Raw genomic sequence first — 17,606 nt, 5'->3', positions numbered from 1 at the left:
AACAAATAAGTTATAATTCAAAAACATTATTATTGACAAAAAAAATGGCATTAGCTAAAAACAGTTTTCCGTTTTCCCAAAAACTTCTAAACATAACATCATCTACCATGTAAATCATGCTTCCTTTACCAATTCGTTCTTCTCCAAAAACTAAAGAGTTATTTAATTTTTTTAGAGTGTTACTTCCTGCAAAACCAGAAATAGTTGCTGGTTTATTGTTTAAATAAGCAATATTGTAATTGTTTCCACCAAATAAATTATATGAGCTGGCACCCAATTTTAGTGTAAAGTAAGTGTTGCTATAACCAAAAGCCATAGGATGCGTATTATCTACTTTTGTTTTGAAAATAGCACCAGAAATTAGATTTTTTATAGATTCGCGTTCTCTGTTAGCATAAGGTATTAAGTTGGTAGTATCCTTTTTCTTTTTGTCGGTTTCATTCTTTTTTAGCTTAAATCCTTTTTTACCAGCAAAAGCATTAAGCGCACCGCTAATGGCAATTACTTTTCCACCTTTTGTAACCCAAGACTTAACTTTTTCTAGCCCTTTTTCGTTTAAAATACTTCTATAATTTCCATTTGGAATAATAAGTATATTAAATTTGTTTAAATCTGTATGTGTAAATTGTTCGGTATTTAAATTTGTTATAGGGTAATGTAATTGCCTCTCAAAAAAATGCCAAAGTGCGCCATAGTTTAAAGATGAAGTACCATTACCAGATAACATGGCTATTTTTTGTTTGTTGATTAATTTAATTTCGGGCGAACCAAAATCTGGTCCACTGCTTGAAAAACCAGATTGCACAGCATGTAATATCCGATTATATTTGTTTGCAGATTTTAAAATAATATTGTCAAAATCACCAATCTTTTTATTATCACCTCTAACAATAATTAGGGAGCCTCTATTAAAAGATTTGTTTTCTGTTTTTAATGGTTTTTCGGTAAATCTAACTTTAATATTTTGTTTTAATAAGTCTGCTAAAAAGGTTGCATCTTTTATATGATTCCATTTTACAATATAACCTGTTGCAGTTTTGCTAATAGTGTTTTTAAGATTTGTAGTTTCTTGTTTTGAACTTAATTGCACTAGATTTTTACTAGCAATAGTATTTAAACCGTATGCGTAAGGTAAGCCCCATGCTGTAATATCGTAAGTTATAGAATCGCTAAGTTTAGTTTGAGGCTCAAAAAGGACTTTTACCATTTTTCCTTTGGGTTGATTAGTGTTTACTACTAAATCTTTTGATGTACTATTTATTTGACCTTGAGAAGTCATGTTATAATTATAGCCGCTAACCTTTCCGCCTTTGGCAAAACCATATTTAATCTCGTGTTTATCAAGCAAGTTTTTTAATGATTCAATTTTATCTGCATGGCCTTGCATTACATAACTTTTGTATTTAAAGTTTGAATTACCGAAGAATTTTTTAAACTCAGTGTTTAATTTTTTAGCATTTTTTGAAGCTATTTCTACAGTTGATAAACCAGTAGTTGTATGATGCGCAATTCTATCTTTAAGCGTTAAAACATCGCCCTCATCATTTAAAATAGCTAAACCTGCACGACCATGGCCAGCTTGTTCGTAAGTCATGCCAATAGCGCCCATATAAGTTGGGTATGTGTCGCCATAACTTGGATATAGTAAATCGAAACGTTCTTTGGTAAAATAAAGCCAACCAGCAGCATCAAAATATTTAGCATGATTTTTACCAATTTGTGTTTGAAAATTGCGTTGCCAATTGGTAATTATTTCATGAAAAGGCTCTGCAGCAGGGGCAAAATAGTAAGGCTCATTAATTCCTTGCTCATGAAAATCTACATGGATATGTGGTAACCATTTGTTATATAATTTTAATCTAGAAGTAGATTCAATTTGAGTTGCCCAAAACCAATCTCTGTTTAAATCAAAAAGATAATGGTTAGGTCTTCCTCCTGGCCAAGGCTCATTGTGTTCGCTAGCTTGCTGATTAATACTGTAAGGGTTACTAGCTGTTTCGTTAAACCAATTTGCGTATCTATCGCGTCCGTCTGGATTTATACATGGGTCTATAATAACAACAGTGTTTTTTAACCAATCTTGTTTCTCGGTTAAAAGCGAGTATATTGTTTTCATTGCAGCTTCGGTACTCGATGCTTCGTTACCGTGCACATTATAACTTAGCCATACAATTGCCACATCTGTATTTGTTGGAGTACCAGTATTTAAGAGAGCATTTTTTAAATTATTTTGGCGGATAGTTTCAAGGTTTTTTAAATTTTCTTCAGATGAAATATATGCAACCATTAAAGGTCTTCGCTCGTATGTTTTACCATAATTTTCAAGTTTTACTTGGTTAGGTAATTGTTTAGAAACATGTTTAAAATAATCTACTACTTGATGATGTCTTGAAAATTGAGTTCCTAAATCGTAACCTAAAAATTGAGAAGGAGATTGAAAATTTTGAGAATTTGCATTATATGCAAATGATAAAAATGCTAAAAAAATAAAGCTACATAAAAAATGTTTCATAAAAATCGATTGTATAAAATGGAGAGCTAATTTACTTAATTTAAAAATTTACACCTAACTTAAATAAGTGTACCTATTAATTTTAAATAGATTTTTCTTGTTGATTAGGCAAGTAGCGATGTTGATGATGGTATCTCTAGATGATACGATGAGTATTTTGGAGTTAATTATAAACCTGCTTTATTTTCGAGCGATTTAAATACTAATTGGTAGTGACGCTATCTTCAGGTATTTACTACTAGAAAGTAATAACCAAAGATTCCTTAAGAAAACACTTCAGATTCATGAGAGTTTCAATTTGAAATATTTTACTTTTCTTTATAACTCTTAACTTATTTTTAGAATCATAAAAATGGAATAACTGTATATTTACATAATTTATTAATTAAAATATGCATCAAAATTATATTCCGTTTCGAGATACTGGTTACTTTTCATCTTTAATTTGTGACTATTTAGAAGAAAAACCCGAATTAAAACCGTTTTATAATCGTTTTCCTAACCTTAATAGTTTTAAAAATCAAATAGAGGAGAAGCAACATGCTTTTTCTGCACAATCGAGAACTGTTTTAGTTGAAAGTTTAAACAAGCAATATCAAGATATTGATGCCTCAAAAAGTACACTTCAAAATATTGAATTATTAAAATCTGATAGCACATTTACAATTACCACTGGGCATCAACTTAATTTATTTACAGGCCCTTTGTATTTTCTTTATAAAATAATTTCTGCAATAAACCTATCAAAGCAATTAAAGGAAACCTATAAAAAGTACAATTTTGTTCCTGTGTATTGGATGGCAACTGAAGATCATGACTTTGAAGAGATTAATTTTTTCAATTTTAAAGGAAAAAAAATACAGTGGAATAAAAAGGTTAGCGGAGCAGTTGGAGAGCTGTCAACGGATGGGTTAGATGGGGTTTTTGCATTGTTTTCAAAAGAGTTGGGCAATACTATAAACGCTAGTTATTTAAAGCAATTATTTGATGATGCCTATATAAAACATAATAATTTAGCCGATGCTACGCGTTTTTTAGCAAATGCATTATTTAAAGAATATGGCTTAGTAATTATTGATGCTAATGATGCCAAGTTGAAAAAGCAACTTGCACCTTATATCGCAGATGAGTTGGTAAATAATACGTCTTTTAAAGAAGTTTTAAAAACAAACGAGAAGCTTTCTAAAGATTATGGAATTCAAGTAAATCCACGAGAGATTAACTTGTTTTATTTAAAAGAAAATTTGCGAGAGCGTATTATTTGCGAAGATGAGGTTTATAGGGTACTAAATACCGATATTTCTTGGAGTTTGAGTGAGATACAAAAAGTGCTCTTAGAGCACCCAGAGCGGTTTTCGCCGAATGTAATTATGCGTCCACTTTATCAAGAAGTTATTTTACCAAACCTATGCTATATTGGTGGTGGCGGCGAATTGGCGTATTGGTTTCAGTTAAAGCCGTTTTTTAATAAAGTTAAAATACCTTTTCCAGTGTTATTGTTACGAAATTCGGTTTTAATTCAAACTAAAAATCAGCAGAAAAAACTTGACAAATTAAATATTTCAAAAACAGATGTTTTTTTAAAACGAGATGCTTTTATCAATAAAAAAGTAAGACAAATTTCAAATATAGAAATCGATTTTTCTCCACAAAAAGCACAATTAAAAAAGCAATTTGAAGAATTATATCAATTAGCAGAGCAAACCGATAAATCATTTTTAGGAGCTGTTAAAGCACAAGAACAAAAACAACTAAAAGGAATAGATGCATTAGAGAAACGTTTGCTAAAAGCACAGAAAAAAGCTTTATCAGACCATGTGGCTAGAATGATAGAGCTTCAAAATAAGTTATTTCCTAATGGTAGTTTACAAGAGCGACATTCTAATTTATCTGAGTTTTATTTGGGGTATGGAGAGCAGCTTATTCCTAGTTTAATTGAAAGTTTAAAACCTTTAAAAAGCGAATTTTTGGTGTTAACAATTTAATACAAAAAAAAAGCAAAGGCTATTCGTCAATATAAAATGAATTATTACTTTTGCGCATGCAACACGACAAGGTATTAATTTTAGACTTCGGATCGCAATACACACAACTTATTGCGCGTAGAGTTAGAGAACTTAACATATATTCCGAAATACACCCATTCAATAAAATTCCAACAAATATAGAAGAATACAAAGCTGTAGTTCTTTCAGGTAGCCCATTTTCTGTAAGAAGTGAAGAGGCACTTCATCCAGATTTAAGTAATATTCGAGGAAAAAAACCAATGCTAGCCGTTTGTTACGGAGCACAATATTTGGCACATTTTTCTGGAGGTGAAGTAGCACCATCAAACACCCGTGAATATGGGCGAGCTAACTTGTCTTTTATAAAAAGTAATGAGCCTTTTTTAGCTCATATTCATACAGGTAGCCAAGTGTGGATGAGTCATAGTGATACCATTAAAAAATTACCAGATAATGCGGTTTTAATAGCAAGTACGCACGACGTAGAAAATGCAGCTTATAGAATTAATGGCGAAGAAACTTACGCTATTCAATTTCATCCTGAAGTATATCATTCCACCGATGGAAAACAATTGTTAGAAAATTTCTTGGTTGACATTGCAGGTTTAAAACAAGATTGGACCCCTGATTCTTTTGTTGAAGAAACCGTTGAAGCTATAAAAGAAAAAGTAGGAAACGATAAAGTTGTTTTAGGGCTTTCTGGAGGTGTAGACTCAACTGTGGCAGCAGTTTTATTAAACAAAGCGATTGGTAAAAACTTATATTGCATTTTTGTAAATAATGGTTTGCTTAGAAAAAATGAATTTGAAAGTGTGCTAAAACAATATGAAGGCATGGGACTCAATGTTAAAGGCGTTGATGCTTCCAATAGATTTTTAGAAGCACTAAAAGGAATTGAAGACCCAGAGAAAAAACGTAAAGCTATAGGAAACTCATTTATTGAAGTTTTTGATGATGAAGCACATAAGTTAGAAGAAGTAAAATGGTTAGCACAAGGAACTATTTATCCTGATGTAATAGAAAGTGTTTCTGCCACAGGAGGACCATCAGCAACTATTAAATCGCACCATAATGTTGGAGGTTTACCTGATTTTATGAAACTTAAAATTGTAGAGCCGCTTCGGGCTATTTTTAAAGATGAGGTAAGGCGTGTTGGTAGTACTTTAGGTATCGATCCAGAATTATTAGGTCGTCACCCTTTTCCAGGACCTGGTTTAGGGATTCGAATTTTAGGTGACATTACTGCCGAAAAAGTACGTATTCTTCAAGAGGTTGATGCTATTTTTATTAACGGATTAAAATCTTGGGGTTTATACGATAAAGTTTGGCAAGCAGGCGCCATGTTACTTCCTGTTAATAGTGTTGGTGTAATGGGCGATGAGCGAACTTACGAAAAGTGTGTAGCCCTTAGAGCTGTAGAAAGTACAGATGGTATGACTGCCGATTGGGTAAACCTGCCATACGAGTTTCTTCAAAAAACATCAAACGATATAATAAATAAAGTAAAGGGCGTTAATAGAGTAGTGTACGATATTAGTTCTAAACCGCCAGCAACCATTGAATGGGAATAATATTTGGTGACTTGATAATTAATTAAGTGCTATAAAATTATATATTTACACAAAGCAGGCTGTCTGTTTTTTGCAAAATGTTCGTATATAAATTAATAGTTCAATAAAGCATTATTAATTTGTAACATGTTTTTTACTCTTTTGGCATATTATATGTATAAATAAAAGGTATTAGTATAGTAATTAAAAATACATTACATGAATAAAATTCTTTCCGTTTTATGTTTATTATTATTCTTTAGTTTTTCTAATGTTAATGCTCAAAACTTCAGCACGCATCAAGTTAAAAAAGGAGAAACTATTGAGGCTATTGCTAAACGTTATTATATAGCACCATCAGAAATTTATGCATTAAATCCAGATGCGAAAAACGAACTAAAACCCAATACAGTTCTTATTATTCCAATTTCAAAAGCTAAAAAACCTAAAATTAAAATAGTTAAAGATTTACAAGGCTTTAAAAATCATAAAACAAAACGAAAAGAAACTTTGTATAGTTTAGCTAAAAAGTACAATGTATCTGAAGACGATATAAAAAAGTATAACAAATTTTTATATGCAGAAACACTAAGAAAAGGTGATAAACTTCAAATACCCATATTTAAAATAACTGAAGAAATTGTAGAAGAACCAACAAAAAATTACATAGTACAGCCTAAAGAAGGTAAATGGCGAATTGCTTATAAATTTGGAATTTCTGTAAAAGAGTTAGAAGAACTTAACCCGGAAATGGGAGACGTTTTACAAGATGGTCAAGAAATTATAGTGCCTAATATTGATGATGATAAAGAGCGAGAAGTTGACGAAAAATATAGTTATTATAAAGTAAGGCCAAAACAAGGTTTTTATCGCTTAGAGAAAGAGACTGGTTTAAAAAAAGAACAATTAGAAGCTTTAAATCCAGGTTTAGCAGAAAGCGGTTTAAAAGTTGGAATGATTTTAAAAATACCGTTTTCAGAATCTGTTTTAATTGAAGAATCAAACAAAATTAATTTAACCGATAGTATTGTAGATTTTAACACGAAACATATTGCTGTTATGCTGCCTTTTAGGTTAAATAAAGTAGATTTCCAATCTAAAGAAGATACAAAAAGTAGTATTGTTAACGACCTTTATTTAAATGCTTCGCTAGATTTTTACTCAGGCGTTTTAATGGCTGTAGATTCTTTAAAAACCTTGGGGGTTTCACTTAAAATAGATATTTACGATACTAAAAATGAAGTTGGTGAGGTTGTAAAAATACTAGACGATAACGATTTTGAAACAGTTGATGCCGTAATAGGTCCACTAGCTAAACCTACATTTGAGCGGGTAGCATCTCAGCTAAGGCGTTTTCAAGTGCCAGTGATATCTCCAACACGTTCAGATTTAAAATTATATGATAATGTTTTTCAATCTAAACCATTCGATGAGCGTTTAAAAACTACTTTAATTAATTTTGTTAAAGCTGATACTCTAGTAGATAATATCGTCATTATTTCAGATTCAAAACATACCGAGATATCTAATAATTTAAAAAAAGAATTTAATCAAGCAAGGCAAGTATACTCAAGAAAAAATAAGAAAACTGGTAAAGATGAATTTTATGTTACAAAGCAAGATATTGAAGACATATTAAAACCCGGCAAAAATATTGTATTTTTTGAAACTAAAGATTCAGGATTTATATCAGGTGTTACAAGTATTTTAGCTTCATTAATAAAACAAGAAAATAAAGAAACAAAAACCGAAGCGGTAGAAATTACTTTGGTTACCACTAATATGAATAATGCTTTTAATGGCGATGGTGTTTCAAACGAACATTTGTCTAAATTACAATTTCATTATGCCGCTACATCAAAACCTTACAGTGAAGATGATAATAATGCTTTTGTAAAACGTTATAATCAAATTTACAATACCACGCCAAATAGTGCTGCAGTAAAAGGCTTCGATTTAACTATGGATGTTGTTTTACGCATAGTAACTTCAGAAGACTTATATCTTTCTGTTAACAATATACCATTAACAGAATATGTAGAAAATAAGTTTGGCTACAAAAAGAAACTTTTTGGAGGGTATTACAACGATAGCGTATACTTAGTTAAATACCAAGATTTAACAATTGTTGAGGTAAAACAATAAGCTTTGCCTACACAAGCGTTTTATAATTGTTATTAAACAATTATTAAAACCTTTTTTATTCTAAATTTCTAAATACCTACATTTGCACTCGCAAAAACCAAAGTCTTGGTTCTTGTATCTTTAATCTAATTTATCTAAAGAAAAATGAAAGCAGGTATTGTAGGATTACCAAACGTTGGAAAATCAACCTTATTTAATTGTTTGTCAAATGCTAAAGCCCAAAGTGCAAACTTTCCGTTTTGTACTATCGAGCCTAATATTGGTGTGGTAAATGTACCAGATCCACGTTTAGAAAAATTAGAATCTTTGGTAAATCCAGAGCGCGTTATACCGGCAACTGTTGAGATTGTAGATATTGCTGGACTGGTGAAAGGCGCTAGTAAAGGAGAAGGTTTAGGTAACCAGTTTTTAGCAAACATTAGAGAAACCGATGCAATACTGCATGTTTTAAGATGTTTTGATAATGATAATATAGTGCATGTTGATGGTAATATAAACCCTATTAGAGATAAGGAAACCATCGATATGGAATTACAACTTAAAGATTTAGAAACGGTTGAAAAAAAGTTTGATAAAGTAAAACGTGCTGCAAAAACTGGTAATAAAGAAGCTCAAAAAGAAGAAGCTATTTTATTAAAATTAAAGGAAGGTTTAGAAGCTGGAATTTCAGTAAGAGCTTTAGAATTTTCTGAAGATGATTATAACGATTTTGTTAAACCGTTGCAACTTATTACCGATAAACCAGTTATGTATGTTTGTAATGTAGAAGAAGGCTCAGCGGTTTCTGGTAATGCGTACGTAGAGCAAGTAAAAGAAACTGTTAAAGATGAAAAAGCTGAGGTTTTAGTACTAGCCGTTGGAACTGAAGCTGATATAAATGAATTAGATGATTACGAAGAACGCCAAATGTTTCTTCAAGATATTGGTCTTGAAGAACCAGGTTCTGCTAAATTAATCCGTTCTGCCTATAAACTGCTAAACCAACAAACCTATTTTACGGCTGGTGAAAAAGAAGTTCGCGCTTGGACTATAGATATTGGAGCTAATGCGCCACAAGCTGCAGGCGTAATACATACCGATTTTGAAAAAGGTTTTATTAGAGCAGAAGTTATTGCTTATAACGATTATGTCGATTTAGGTAGCGAATCTAAAGTAAAAGAAGCTGGTAAAATGCGTGTTGAAGGGAAAAACTATATTGTTAAAGACGGCGATGTGATGCATTTCTTGTTTAACGTTTAAAACTTAATAAGTTCTTAACTGTTTTTTAATCGTAAGAATTTTAATATTTTAACTCTCTTAAATTCAACAAGAATGCCATTAATAGAGATTGAAACTGAAATTAAAGCAGACATTAAAACCTGTTTCGATTTAGCTCGTAATATTGATTCTCATCAAGAATCCTTAAAACATTCAAACGAAAAAGCTATTGCTGGAAAAATATCTGGTTTAATAGAATTAGGAGAATGGGTAAGTTGGGAAGCTAAGCATTTCGGTTTTGTACAGCATCTAACCTCAAAAATTACTGAATTTAACGCTCCAAATTATTTTGTAGACGAAATGGTTTTTGGCGCTTTTAAATCGTTTCGTCACGAACATATCTTCCGCGAAAACGAAAATAAAACCATAATGATTGATAAATTTAATTTTGAATCGCCTTATGGTATTTTTGGCAAATTAGCAAATTGGCTGTTTTTAAAAAGGTATATGAGTAAACTTCTAAAAACAAGAAATCAATTTTTAAAACAGAAAGCCGAATCTATTTGATGTTCTATTTTTTCTCGTTTTGAACGTCGTAAAACAAACTCTTACAAGAAAACTTATAATTTAAACTCATCTATATTCGTTCTATGCAAAAACCAAGAACGTTTATATACGGGATTTTATTAGGGCTACTAGGAATTGTCCTTTTTTCATCAAAAGCTGTAATGGTAAAACTAGCATATCAATACAATGTTGATGCAATAAATGTTTTACTTTTAAGAATGATATTTGCTTTTCCTTTTTACCTTGCTATTGTTTTGTTTTATAGAAAAAAACAAACTCATAGTGTCATTACAAAGCGTAATTACGTTTGGATCATATTTTTTGGATTTGTTGGGTATTATTTAGCTAGTTATTTTGATTTTGTTGGACTAACTTATATCAAGGCAAGTTTAGAGCGCATTATTTTATTTCTATACCCAACTATTGTTTTGTTATTAAATAGAATATTTCTAAAAAAGCAGATTTCAAATATTCAAAAAGGTGCAATAGTATTGACTTATTTTGGGATTATAATAGCTTTTTGGGATGAAGTTGTTATTTCTGGTACAAATGCTTATTTAGGAGGTTTTTTTATTTTACTAAGTGCTATAACATACGCATCATATTTAGTTGGCAGCGGATGGTTAATTCCTAAGTTTGGAGTTGTAAAGTTTACATCTTATGCAATGCTAGTGTCTTGTTTTTGTGTGTTTATTCATTTTATTTTAACACCTAATACAAGTGTTTTGGGCTACCCTTGGCAAGTTTACATTTTAGGGTTTTTAATTGCTATTTTTGCAACTGTTATTCCATCGTATTTAGTCTCACAATCTATTAAAATGATAAGTTCTTCAAATTTTGCTATACTAGCAGGTGTAGGTCCAATTTCTACAATAATTTTAGCCGCTATATTTTTAAACGAAAAACTTACATTATTACAACTATTTGGAGCTTTTGTCGTTATTGTGGGTATTTTAATGGTATCTCTTAAAAAGCAGAATACCATATAATTTAACGTTCTCAACAAAAACAATTTTATATTGTTAATTACTTTGTTGATGCGCTATTTTATTTTTTAAAGCGTTGTGTTATATTAGCGTCCTATCATTAAATTTCGCTTAATTTTATGGCTGTACAATCCAATTATACTGAAGATAATATACGCTCGCTAGACTGGAAAGAGCATATTCGTATGCGTCCAGGTATGTATATTGGTAAATTGGGTGATGGTTCATCTCCAGACGATGGTATTTATATTCTTTTAAAAGAAGTACTTGACAACTCTATTGATGAGTATGTTATGGGAGCTGGAAAAACTATAGAAATTTCCATTCAAGGCGCTAAAGTTACAGTGCGCGATTATGGTCGTGGGATTCCTTTAGGGAAAGTGGTTGATGTGGTTTCTAAAATGAATACTGGGGGTAAGTACGACTCCAAAGCTTTTAAAAAATCAGTAGGTTTAAATGGTGTTGGTACTAAAGCTGTAAATGCTTTATCATCATTTTTTCGCGTAGAGTCTACAAGAGATAATAAAAGCGCTTCTGCAGAATTTGAACAAGGTAATTTAACTAACCAAGAGTTATTAGAAGATACCTCACGTAGAAAAGGTACTAAAGTTTCTTTTATTCCAGATGAAATAATTTTTAAAAACTATAAATTTAGGAATGAATACATAGTTAAAATGCTTAAAAACTATGTATATTTAAATCCAGGTTTAACCATAGTTTTTAATGGCGAAAAATATTTTAGTGAAAACGGATTAAAAGATTTATTAAGTGAAAATATTAATGAATCAGATAGGTTATACCCAATAATTCATCTTCGTGGTGATGATATCGAAATTGCTTTAACCCATAGTAAAACGCAGTATAGTGAAGAATATCACTCATTTGTAAACGGACAAAATACTACTCAAGGAGGAACACATTTAAATGCATTTCGAGAATCTTTGGTTAAAACAATTAGAGAATATTTTGGTAAAAACTATGATGCTTCAGATATTCGAAAATCGGTAGTAAGTGCCATTGCTATAAAAGTAATGGAACCTGTTTTTGAAAGTCAAACAAAAACCAAATTAGGCTCAACAGATATGGGTGGTGATTTACCTACGGTACGCACCTATATTAACGATTTTGTAAAAACACAGTTAGACAATTTTTTACACAAAAATGCTGATACTGCTGAGAAAATTCAGCGTAAAATTCTTCAAGCTGAGCGTGAGCGTAAAGAATTATCAGGTATTAGAAAACTAGCAAAAGATAGAGCGAAAAAGGCTAATCTTCATAATAAAAAGCTACGCGATTGTCGTATTCATTTTGGAGATACTAAGAATGAAAGAAACTTAGAAACCACCTTGTTTATTACCGAGGGAGATTCAGCATCTGGTAGTATTACAAAGTCTAGAGATGTTAACACTCAAGCAGTTTTTAGCTTAAAAGGAAAACCATTAAACTGTTATGGATTAAGCAAAAAGATTGTTTATGAAAATGAAGAGTTTAACCTGCTTCAAGCGGCGTTAAATATTGAAGAATCTTTAGAGGATTTACGCTATAATAATGTTGTTATCGCTACAGATGCCGATGTAGATGGGATGCATATTCGCTTGCTATTAATAACTTTCTTTTTGCAATTTTTTCCTGAAGTTATAAAAGAAGGGCATTTATATATATTACAAACACCACTATTTAGAGTGCGTAACAAAAAAGAAACCATTTATTGTTATTCTGAGGACGAACGACGCAATGCTATTGAAAAACTAAAGCCTAAACCAGAAATTACACGATTTAAAGGGTTAGGTGAAATCTCACCAGATGAGTTTAAGCATTTTATTGGAGATGATATTCGTTTAGACCCTATTATGTTAGATGATAATATGTCTATTGAAGAATTATTGTCTTTTTACATGGGAAAAAACACACCAACACGACAAGAATTTATTATTGATAATTTGAAGGTGGAGTTGGATTTAATTGAAGAACAATAGCCACAAATACACGAATGTTTTTTAATTACTTTAGAATTTATATTTGTGAATTCGTGGCAAAATAAAAAATATAATGTGGTTGTCATTCCTGCGAAAGCAGGAATCCATTTTATTAAAATTGAGTTTAAAACAATAAGATTCCTGCCTGCGCAGGAATAGGAGTAATGATAGAAGAAAACGACGATTTAGAAAACAAATACAATCAAGAGGAGCCTCAAGAAACCATAACCCGAGTTACGGGCATGTATAAAGATTGGTTTTTAGATTATGCCTCTTATGTTATACTAGAGCGTGCTGTACCAGCAATTGAAGATGGCTTTAAACCTGTGCAACGTCGTATTATGCATTCCATGAAGGATTTGGATGATGGACGTTACAACAAGGTTGCAAATATTGTTGGGCATACGATGCAGTATCATCCGCATGGTGATGCAAGTATTGCCGATGCCATGGTACAAATTGGTCAGAAAGATTTGTTGATAGATACTCAAGGAAACTGGGGAAACATTTTAACAGGTGATAGGGCAGCAGCATCGCGTTATATTGAAGCTAGAATTTCTAAGTTTGGATTAGATGTTGTTTATAATCCAAAAATTACCGAGTGGCAAGCTAGTTATGATGGCAGACGTAAAGAGCCAGTTAATCTTCCCGTTATGTTTCCGTTGCTTTTGGCACAAGGCGGCGAAGGCATTGCAGTAGGTTTATCAACTAAAATATTGCCTCATAATTTTATTGAACTAATTGAGGCTTCTATAAAGCACTTACAAGGTAAGCGTTTTACTATTTTACCAGATTTTCCAACAGCAGGCATTGCAGATTTTTCTAATTATAATGATGGAAACCGTGGCGGAAAAGTACGCGTACGCGCAAAAATTTCTCAGCTAAATAAAAACACTTTAGTAATTACTGAGATTCCTTTCGGCACAACAACAACAACATTAATAGATTCTATTTTAAAAGCCAACGATAAAGGTAAAATTAAAGTTAAAAAGATTGAAGACAATACAGCTGCCGAGGTTGAAATTTTAATTCATTTACCATCAGGTTTATCTCCAGATAAAACAATCGATGCGTTGTATGCATTTACAAGTTGCGAATCATCAATCTCACCTTTAGGTTGTGTAATTGAAGATAATAAACCTCTATTTATTGGAGTTACAGAAATGCTACGTCGTTCAACAGATAACACGGTTCAACTTTTAAAACAAGAGCTAGAAATTAAGCTTAATGAATTAGAAGAACAGTGGCACTTCGCATCTTTAGAACGTATTTTTATTGAAAATAGAATTTACCGAGATATTGAAGAAGAAGAAACTTGGGAAGGGGTGATTTCGGCTATTGATAAAGGGCTTCAACCTCATATAAAACATTTAAAACGAGCCATTACCGAAGACGATATTGTGCGTTTAACTGAAATTCGAATCAAACGTATTTCTAAATTCGATATCGATAAAGCGCAACAAAAAATTGATGCTTTAGAAGATCAAATAGCCCAGATAAAACATCACTTAGCAAATCTTATTGATTATGCTATTGCCTATTTTACAAGATTAAAAAAGGAATATGGTAAAGGACGAGAGCGTAAAACCGAAATAAGAATTTTTGATGACGTTGATGCTACTAAAGTTGTGATTAGAAACACCAAACTTTATGTAAATAGAGAAGAAGGTTTTATTGGTACATCGTTACGACGCGACGAATATGTTTGTGATTGTAGTGATATAGACGATATTATTGTTTTTACCAAAGAAGGTAAAATGATGGTGACCAAAGTTGATAGTAAAACCTTTATTGGTAAAGATATTATTCATGTAGCGGTATTTAAAAAGAAAGATAAGCGTACTATTTATAATATGATTTATCGTGATGGAAAAGGTGGTCCGTCATATATAAAACGTTTTGCTGTAACCAGTATTACACGCGATAAAGATTACGATTTAACCAATGGTAATAAAAACTCAGTAGTATTATATTTCTCTGCAAACCCTAATGGAGAAGCTGAGGTCGTATCGGTAAATTTAAGACATACGGGTAGCATTAAAAAGCTTAAATGGGATATTGATTTTGCTGATATTTTAATTAAAGGGCGTACATCAAAAGGTAATTTGGTAACCAAATATACCATAAAACGTGTTGAGTTAAAGGAAAAAGGTGTATCTACTTTAAAGCCCCGTAAAATATGGTTTGATGATGCAGTACAGCGTTTAAATGTTGATGGAAGAGGAGAATTAGTAGGTGAGTTTAGAGGTGAAGATAAATTGTTAATCATTACGCAATCTGGTATTGTTAAAACAGTAACTCCAGAAGTTACGATGCATTTTGATGATGACATGATTGTTATGGAAAAATGGATTCCGAAAAAGCCTGTTTCTGCTATTTATTTTAATGGAGAAAAAGAATTGTACTACGTTAAACGCTTTTTAATTGAAAATGAAGGTAGAGAAGAATTATTCATTTCCGATCATCCAAAATCCCAATTAGAAATTGTTTCAACCGATTGGAAACCTATGGCAGAATTGGTTTTTGCTAAAGAACGTGGTAAGGTCAGAAAAGACAATTTAGAAATTAATCTTGAAGAATTTATTGCTATTAAAGGTATTAATGCTCTGGGAAATCAACTTACAAAAGAAAAAGTTAATCAAATTAATTTGTTAGATCCAATCCCTTTTGAGGCTCCAGAAACTACTCCAGCTGATGAGATTGAAGTGATAGATGAAACCGAAATTTCTACAGAAGATTCTAAAGATAAAAAAGAAGCAAACGATTCTAATGACCTCGAAATCGATGATGAAGGACAAATTACTTTATTTTAACCCATTTCTTTTTCAATAGAGTTGATAATATTATCAGTATTTGATAAATAATCAAACCATAGGGTGTTTTCGTTTCTTTTAAACCACGTTAGCTGTCGTTTTGCAAAACGGCGTGTATTTTTTTTAATTTCTGAAATTGCAAAATCTAAAGTCCACTCTCCATTTAAGTAATTGAATAATTCTTTATAACCTACTGTATTTAATGCATTTAATTCTTGAAAAGGTAATAGGTTTTTTACTTCTTCAAGTAACCCGCTATCAACCATAAAATCCACACGTTGATTTATACGGTTATAAATAATTTCGCGGTCAGCTTTCAAGCCAATTGTAATGGTTTTAAAATGGCGTTTATTTTTCTCTTTATTTATAAATGAAGAATAGGGTTTGCCTGAACCTAAACAAATTTCTAGGGCACGAATTACACGATGAGGATTATCTATAGCAATGGAATTGTATGTTGCTTCATCAAGTGCTTTTAATTGGTTTTGTAAATGTTCTAGCCCTTTAGTTTTTAAATCTGTGTTTAATGATTTACGGATAGTTTTATCAACTTCTGGAAAATCATCTAAACCTTTAGTAACAGCATCTACATACAAGCCAGAACCTCCAACCATAATAACCACATTTTTAGTTTTAAAAAGTATGTTTAAAAAGCGTAAAGCATCTTTTTCAAAAGCACCAACGTTATAATGATCTTGAACAGATTTATGATGAATAAAATGATGTTTCGCAGCTGTTAATTCTTCTTTTGTTGGAGCAGCAGTTCCAATTTGCATTTCTTTAAAAAACTGTCTGGAATCAGCAGAAATAATATCTGTGTTATAATGTTGTGCCAGCTTAATGCTTAAAGCTGTTTTGCCAATGGCAGTAGGACCAACAATGGAAATTAAAAATTTAGTCATGGTTTAATTCACAACCACATTTAAAGCAGAATTTAGCATCATCTTGATGCTTTTCTGATAAACAATTTACACAACATTGCGAGTTAAGATGAACAGGTTCCTCTTTTTCTTCATTATTAGATTCTTTTGCTTTATCAGATTTGTTTTGATTAGTATATTCGGCAGAGACAATACCAGTTGGTACAGCAATAATGCCATAACCTAAAATCATAACTAACGAGGCAATAAATTGACCTAAAGGTGTTTGCGGTGCAATATCTCCAAAGCCCACAGTTGTAAGGGTTACAATACACCAATAGACACTTTTAGGGATGTTGGTAAAACCGTTTTCTTCACCTTCAACTAAATACATAATAGTACCTAAAATAATAGCAACAATAATAACTGCAAATAAGAATACAGATATTTTTGCTTTACTAGCTTTTAATGCATTTACCAGATTGTTTGATGCACCCAAATATCTAGCTAGCTTTAATATTCTAAAAACACGCAATAATCGTAAAGCACGTAAAGCAGCAAGCGCATGTACACCACCAACGATTAATGAAATGTATTTAGGAATGGTTGATAATAAATCTATAACACCATAAAAACTAAAAATGTACTTTAAAGGTTTTCTAACAGTTAAAATTCTTGCGATATATTCAATAGTAAATAATATGGTAATAACCCATTCTGAAATATTTAGAAAATTATGAAAGTTTTTATCAATGCTATTAACACTTTCTAGCATGACCAGTAAAATACTAGCTAGAATGGTAATTAGTAAAACCACATCGAACAGCTTACCCTCTGGAGTGTCAGCCTCATAAATAATTTCATGAAGTTTTAGTCGCCATTTGTTTCTTGTGTATTTACTCATAAACTCAAAAGTAGTAAAAGATTTTGTTTTTCTAATTTTTAATCTAAAGAATTCCTCGCAGCTTGCTGCGGGGTTCAAAGGAAAAGTTTG

Annotated in this window: 11 protein-coding genes; 8 read left to right on the top strand and 3 right to left on the bottom strand. The window is 31.5% G+C overall.

What is annotated here, in order from left to right; translation table 11 throughout:
- Window positions 1–10: 10 nt before the first annotated feature.
- Entirely contained in the window at window positions 11–2,512 is a 2,502-nt protein-coding gene (locus L3X37_RS12470) for a M14 metallopeptidase family protein (RefSeq protein WP_237240507.1), read from the bottom strand.
- 392 nt (window positions 2,513–2,904) lie between these two features.
- On the opposite strand from L3X37_RS12470, the gene bshC reads away from it, so the two are divergent.
- The 8 genes from bshC to L3X37_RS12430 all read left to right on the top strand — a co-directional run bounded on the left by bshC (window position 2,905) and on the right by L3X37_RS12430 (window position 15,752).
- Window positions 2,905–4,497 carry a bacillithiol biosynthesis cysteine-adding enzyme BshC gene (gene bshC / locus L3X37_RS12465; RefSeq protein WP_237240506.1) on the top strand — a complete coding sequence of 531 codons (1,593 nt, stop codon included), beginning with the start codon at window positions 2,905–2,907 and terminating at the stop codon, window positions 4,495–4,497.
- A gap of 56 nt (window positions 4,498–4,553) precedes the next feature.
- A complete protein-coding gene (gene guaA / locus L3X37_RS12460) occupies window positions 4,554–6,089 on the top strand; it encodes a glutamine-hydrolyzing GMP synthase (RefSeq protein WP_237240505.1) in 1,536 nt (511 codons plus the stop codon).
- Window positions 6,090–6,287: 198 nt separating this feature from the next.
- Entirely contained in the window at window positions 6,288–8,213 is a 1,926-nt protein-coding gene (locus tag L3X37_RS12455; RefSeq protein WP_237240504.1) for a PBP1 and LysM peptidoglycan-binding domain-containing protein, read from the top strand.
- A gap of 144 nt (window positions 8,214–8,357) precedes the next feature.
- A complete protein-coding gene (gene ychF / locus L3X37_RS12450) occupies window positions 8,358–9,452 on the top strand; it encodes a redox-regulated ATPase YchF (RefSeq protein ID WP_237240503.1) in 1,095 nt (364 codons plus the stop codon).
- A 72-nt stretch (window positions 9,453–9,524) separates the two neighbouring features.
- Complete coding sequence (locus L3X37_RS12445) at window positions 9,525–9,977, top strand: SRPBCC family protein (protein WP_237240502.1); 453 nt, start codon at window positions 9,525–9,527, stop codon at window positions 9,975–9,977.
- 83 nt (window positions 9,978–10,060) lie between these two features.
- Window positions 10,061–10,966: a DMT family transporter gene (locus tag L3X37_RS12440; RefSeq protein WP_237240501.1), complete on the top strand. Its 906-nt coding sequence runs from the start codon at window positions 10,061–10,063 to the stop codon at window positions 10,964–10,966.
- 116 nt (window positions 10,967–11,082) lie between these two features.
- Window positions 11,083–12,939, top strand: coding sequence for a DNA topoisomerase IV subunit B (locus L3X37_RS12435; protein WP_237240500.1), 1,857 nt, complete (start codon window positions 11,083–11,085; stop codon window positions 12,937–12,939).
- Between the two features lie 164 nt (window positions 12,940–13,103).
- Window positions 13,104–15,752 (top strand): DNA gyrase/topoisomerase IV subunit A, encoded by a 2,649-nt coding sequence (locus tag L3X37_RS12430; RefSeq protein ID WP_237240499.1) that lies wholly within the window; start codon window positions 13,104–13,106, stop codon window positions 15,750–15,752.
- Here L3X37_RS12430 and miaA read toward each other — a convergent pair.
- Together miaA and L3X37_RS12420 are read right to left on the bottom strand one after the other, a co-directional pair.
- Window positions 15,749–16,654 (bottom strand): tRNA (adenosine(37)-N6)-dimethylallyltransferase MiaA, encoded by a 906-nt coding sequence (gene miaA, locus L3X37_RS12425; protein WP_237240498.1) that lies wholly within the window; start codon window positions 16,652–16,654, stop codon window positions 15,749–15,751. The genes L3X37_RS12430 and miaA overlap by 4 nt on opposite strands.
- On the bottom strand, window positions 16,647–17,516 hold the full coding sequence (locus tag L3X37_RS12420) for an ion transporter (RefSeq protein ID WP_237240497.1): 870 nt from the start codon (window positions 17,514–17,516) through the stop codon (window positions 16,647–16,649). Before L3X37_RS12420 ends, miaA begins: the two co-directional genes overlap by 8 nt.
- Between the last annotated feature and the right edge of the window lie 90 nt (window positions 17,517–17,606).

It is taken from the genome of Wocania arenilitoris, from assembly GCF_021728535.1.
Lineage (GTDB): Bacteria > Bacteroidota > Bacteroidia > Flavobacteriales > Flavobacteriaceae > Wocania_A > Wocania_A arenilitoris.
The sequence above is the reverse complement of the archived record's forward strand: the minus strand, read 5'-3'. Positions and strand labels throughout refer to the sequence as shown.

What these genes read in the sequence shown, in the direction of transcription:
- L3X37_RS12470 (WP_237240507.1), bottom strand. Translation starts at nt 2,512, where the DNA reads ATGAAACATTTTTTATGTAGCTTTATTTTTTTAGCATTTTTATCATTT.
- bshC (WP_237240506.1), top strand. Translation starts at nt 2,905, where the DNA reads ATGCATCAAAATTATATTCCGTTTCGAGATACTGGTTACTTTTCATCT.
- guaA (WP_237240505.1), top strand. Translation starts at nt 4,554, where the DNA reads ATGCAACACGACAAGGTATTAATTTTAGACTTCGGATCGCAATACACA.
- L3X37_RS12455 (WP_237240504.1), top strand. Translation starts at nt 6,288, where the DNA reads ATGAATAAAATTCTTTCCGTTTTATGTTTATTATTATTCTTTAGTTTT.
- ychF (WP_237240503.1), top strand. Translation starts at nt 8,358, where the DNA reads ATGAAAGCAGGTATTGTAGGATTACCAAACGTTGGAAAATCAACCTTA.
- L3X37_RS12445 (WP_237240502.1), top strand. Translation starts at nt 9,525, where the DNA reads ATGCCATTAATAGAGATTGAAACTGAAATTAAAGCAGACATTAAAACC.
- L3X37_RS12440 (WP_237240501.1), top strand. Translation starts at nt 10,061, where the DNA reads ATGCAAAAACCAAGAACGTTTATATACGGGATTTTATTAGGGCTACTA.
- L3X37_RS12435 (WP_237240500.1), top strand. Translation starts at nt 11,083, where the DNA reads ATGGCTGTACAATCCAATTATACTGAAGATAATATACGCTCGCTAGAC.
- L3X37_RS12430 (WP_237240499.1), top strand. Translation starts at nt 13,104, where the DNA reads ATGATAGAAGAAAACGACGATTTAGAAAACAAATACAATCAAGAGGAG.
- miaA (WP_237240498.1), bottom strand. Translation starts at nt 16,654, where the DNA reads ATGACTAAATTTTTAATTTCCATTGTTGGTCCTACTGCCATTGGCAAA.
- L3X37_RS12420 (WP_237240497.1), bottom strand. Translation starts at nt 17,516, where the DNA reads ATGAGTAAATACACAAGAAACAAATGGCGACTAAAACTTCATGAAATT.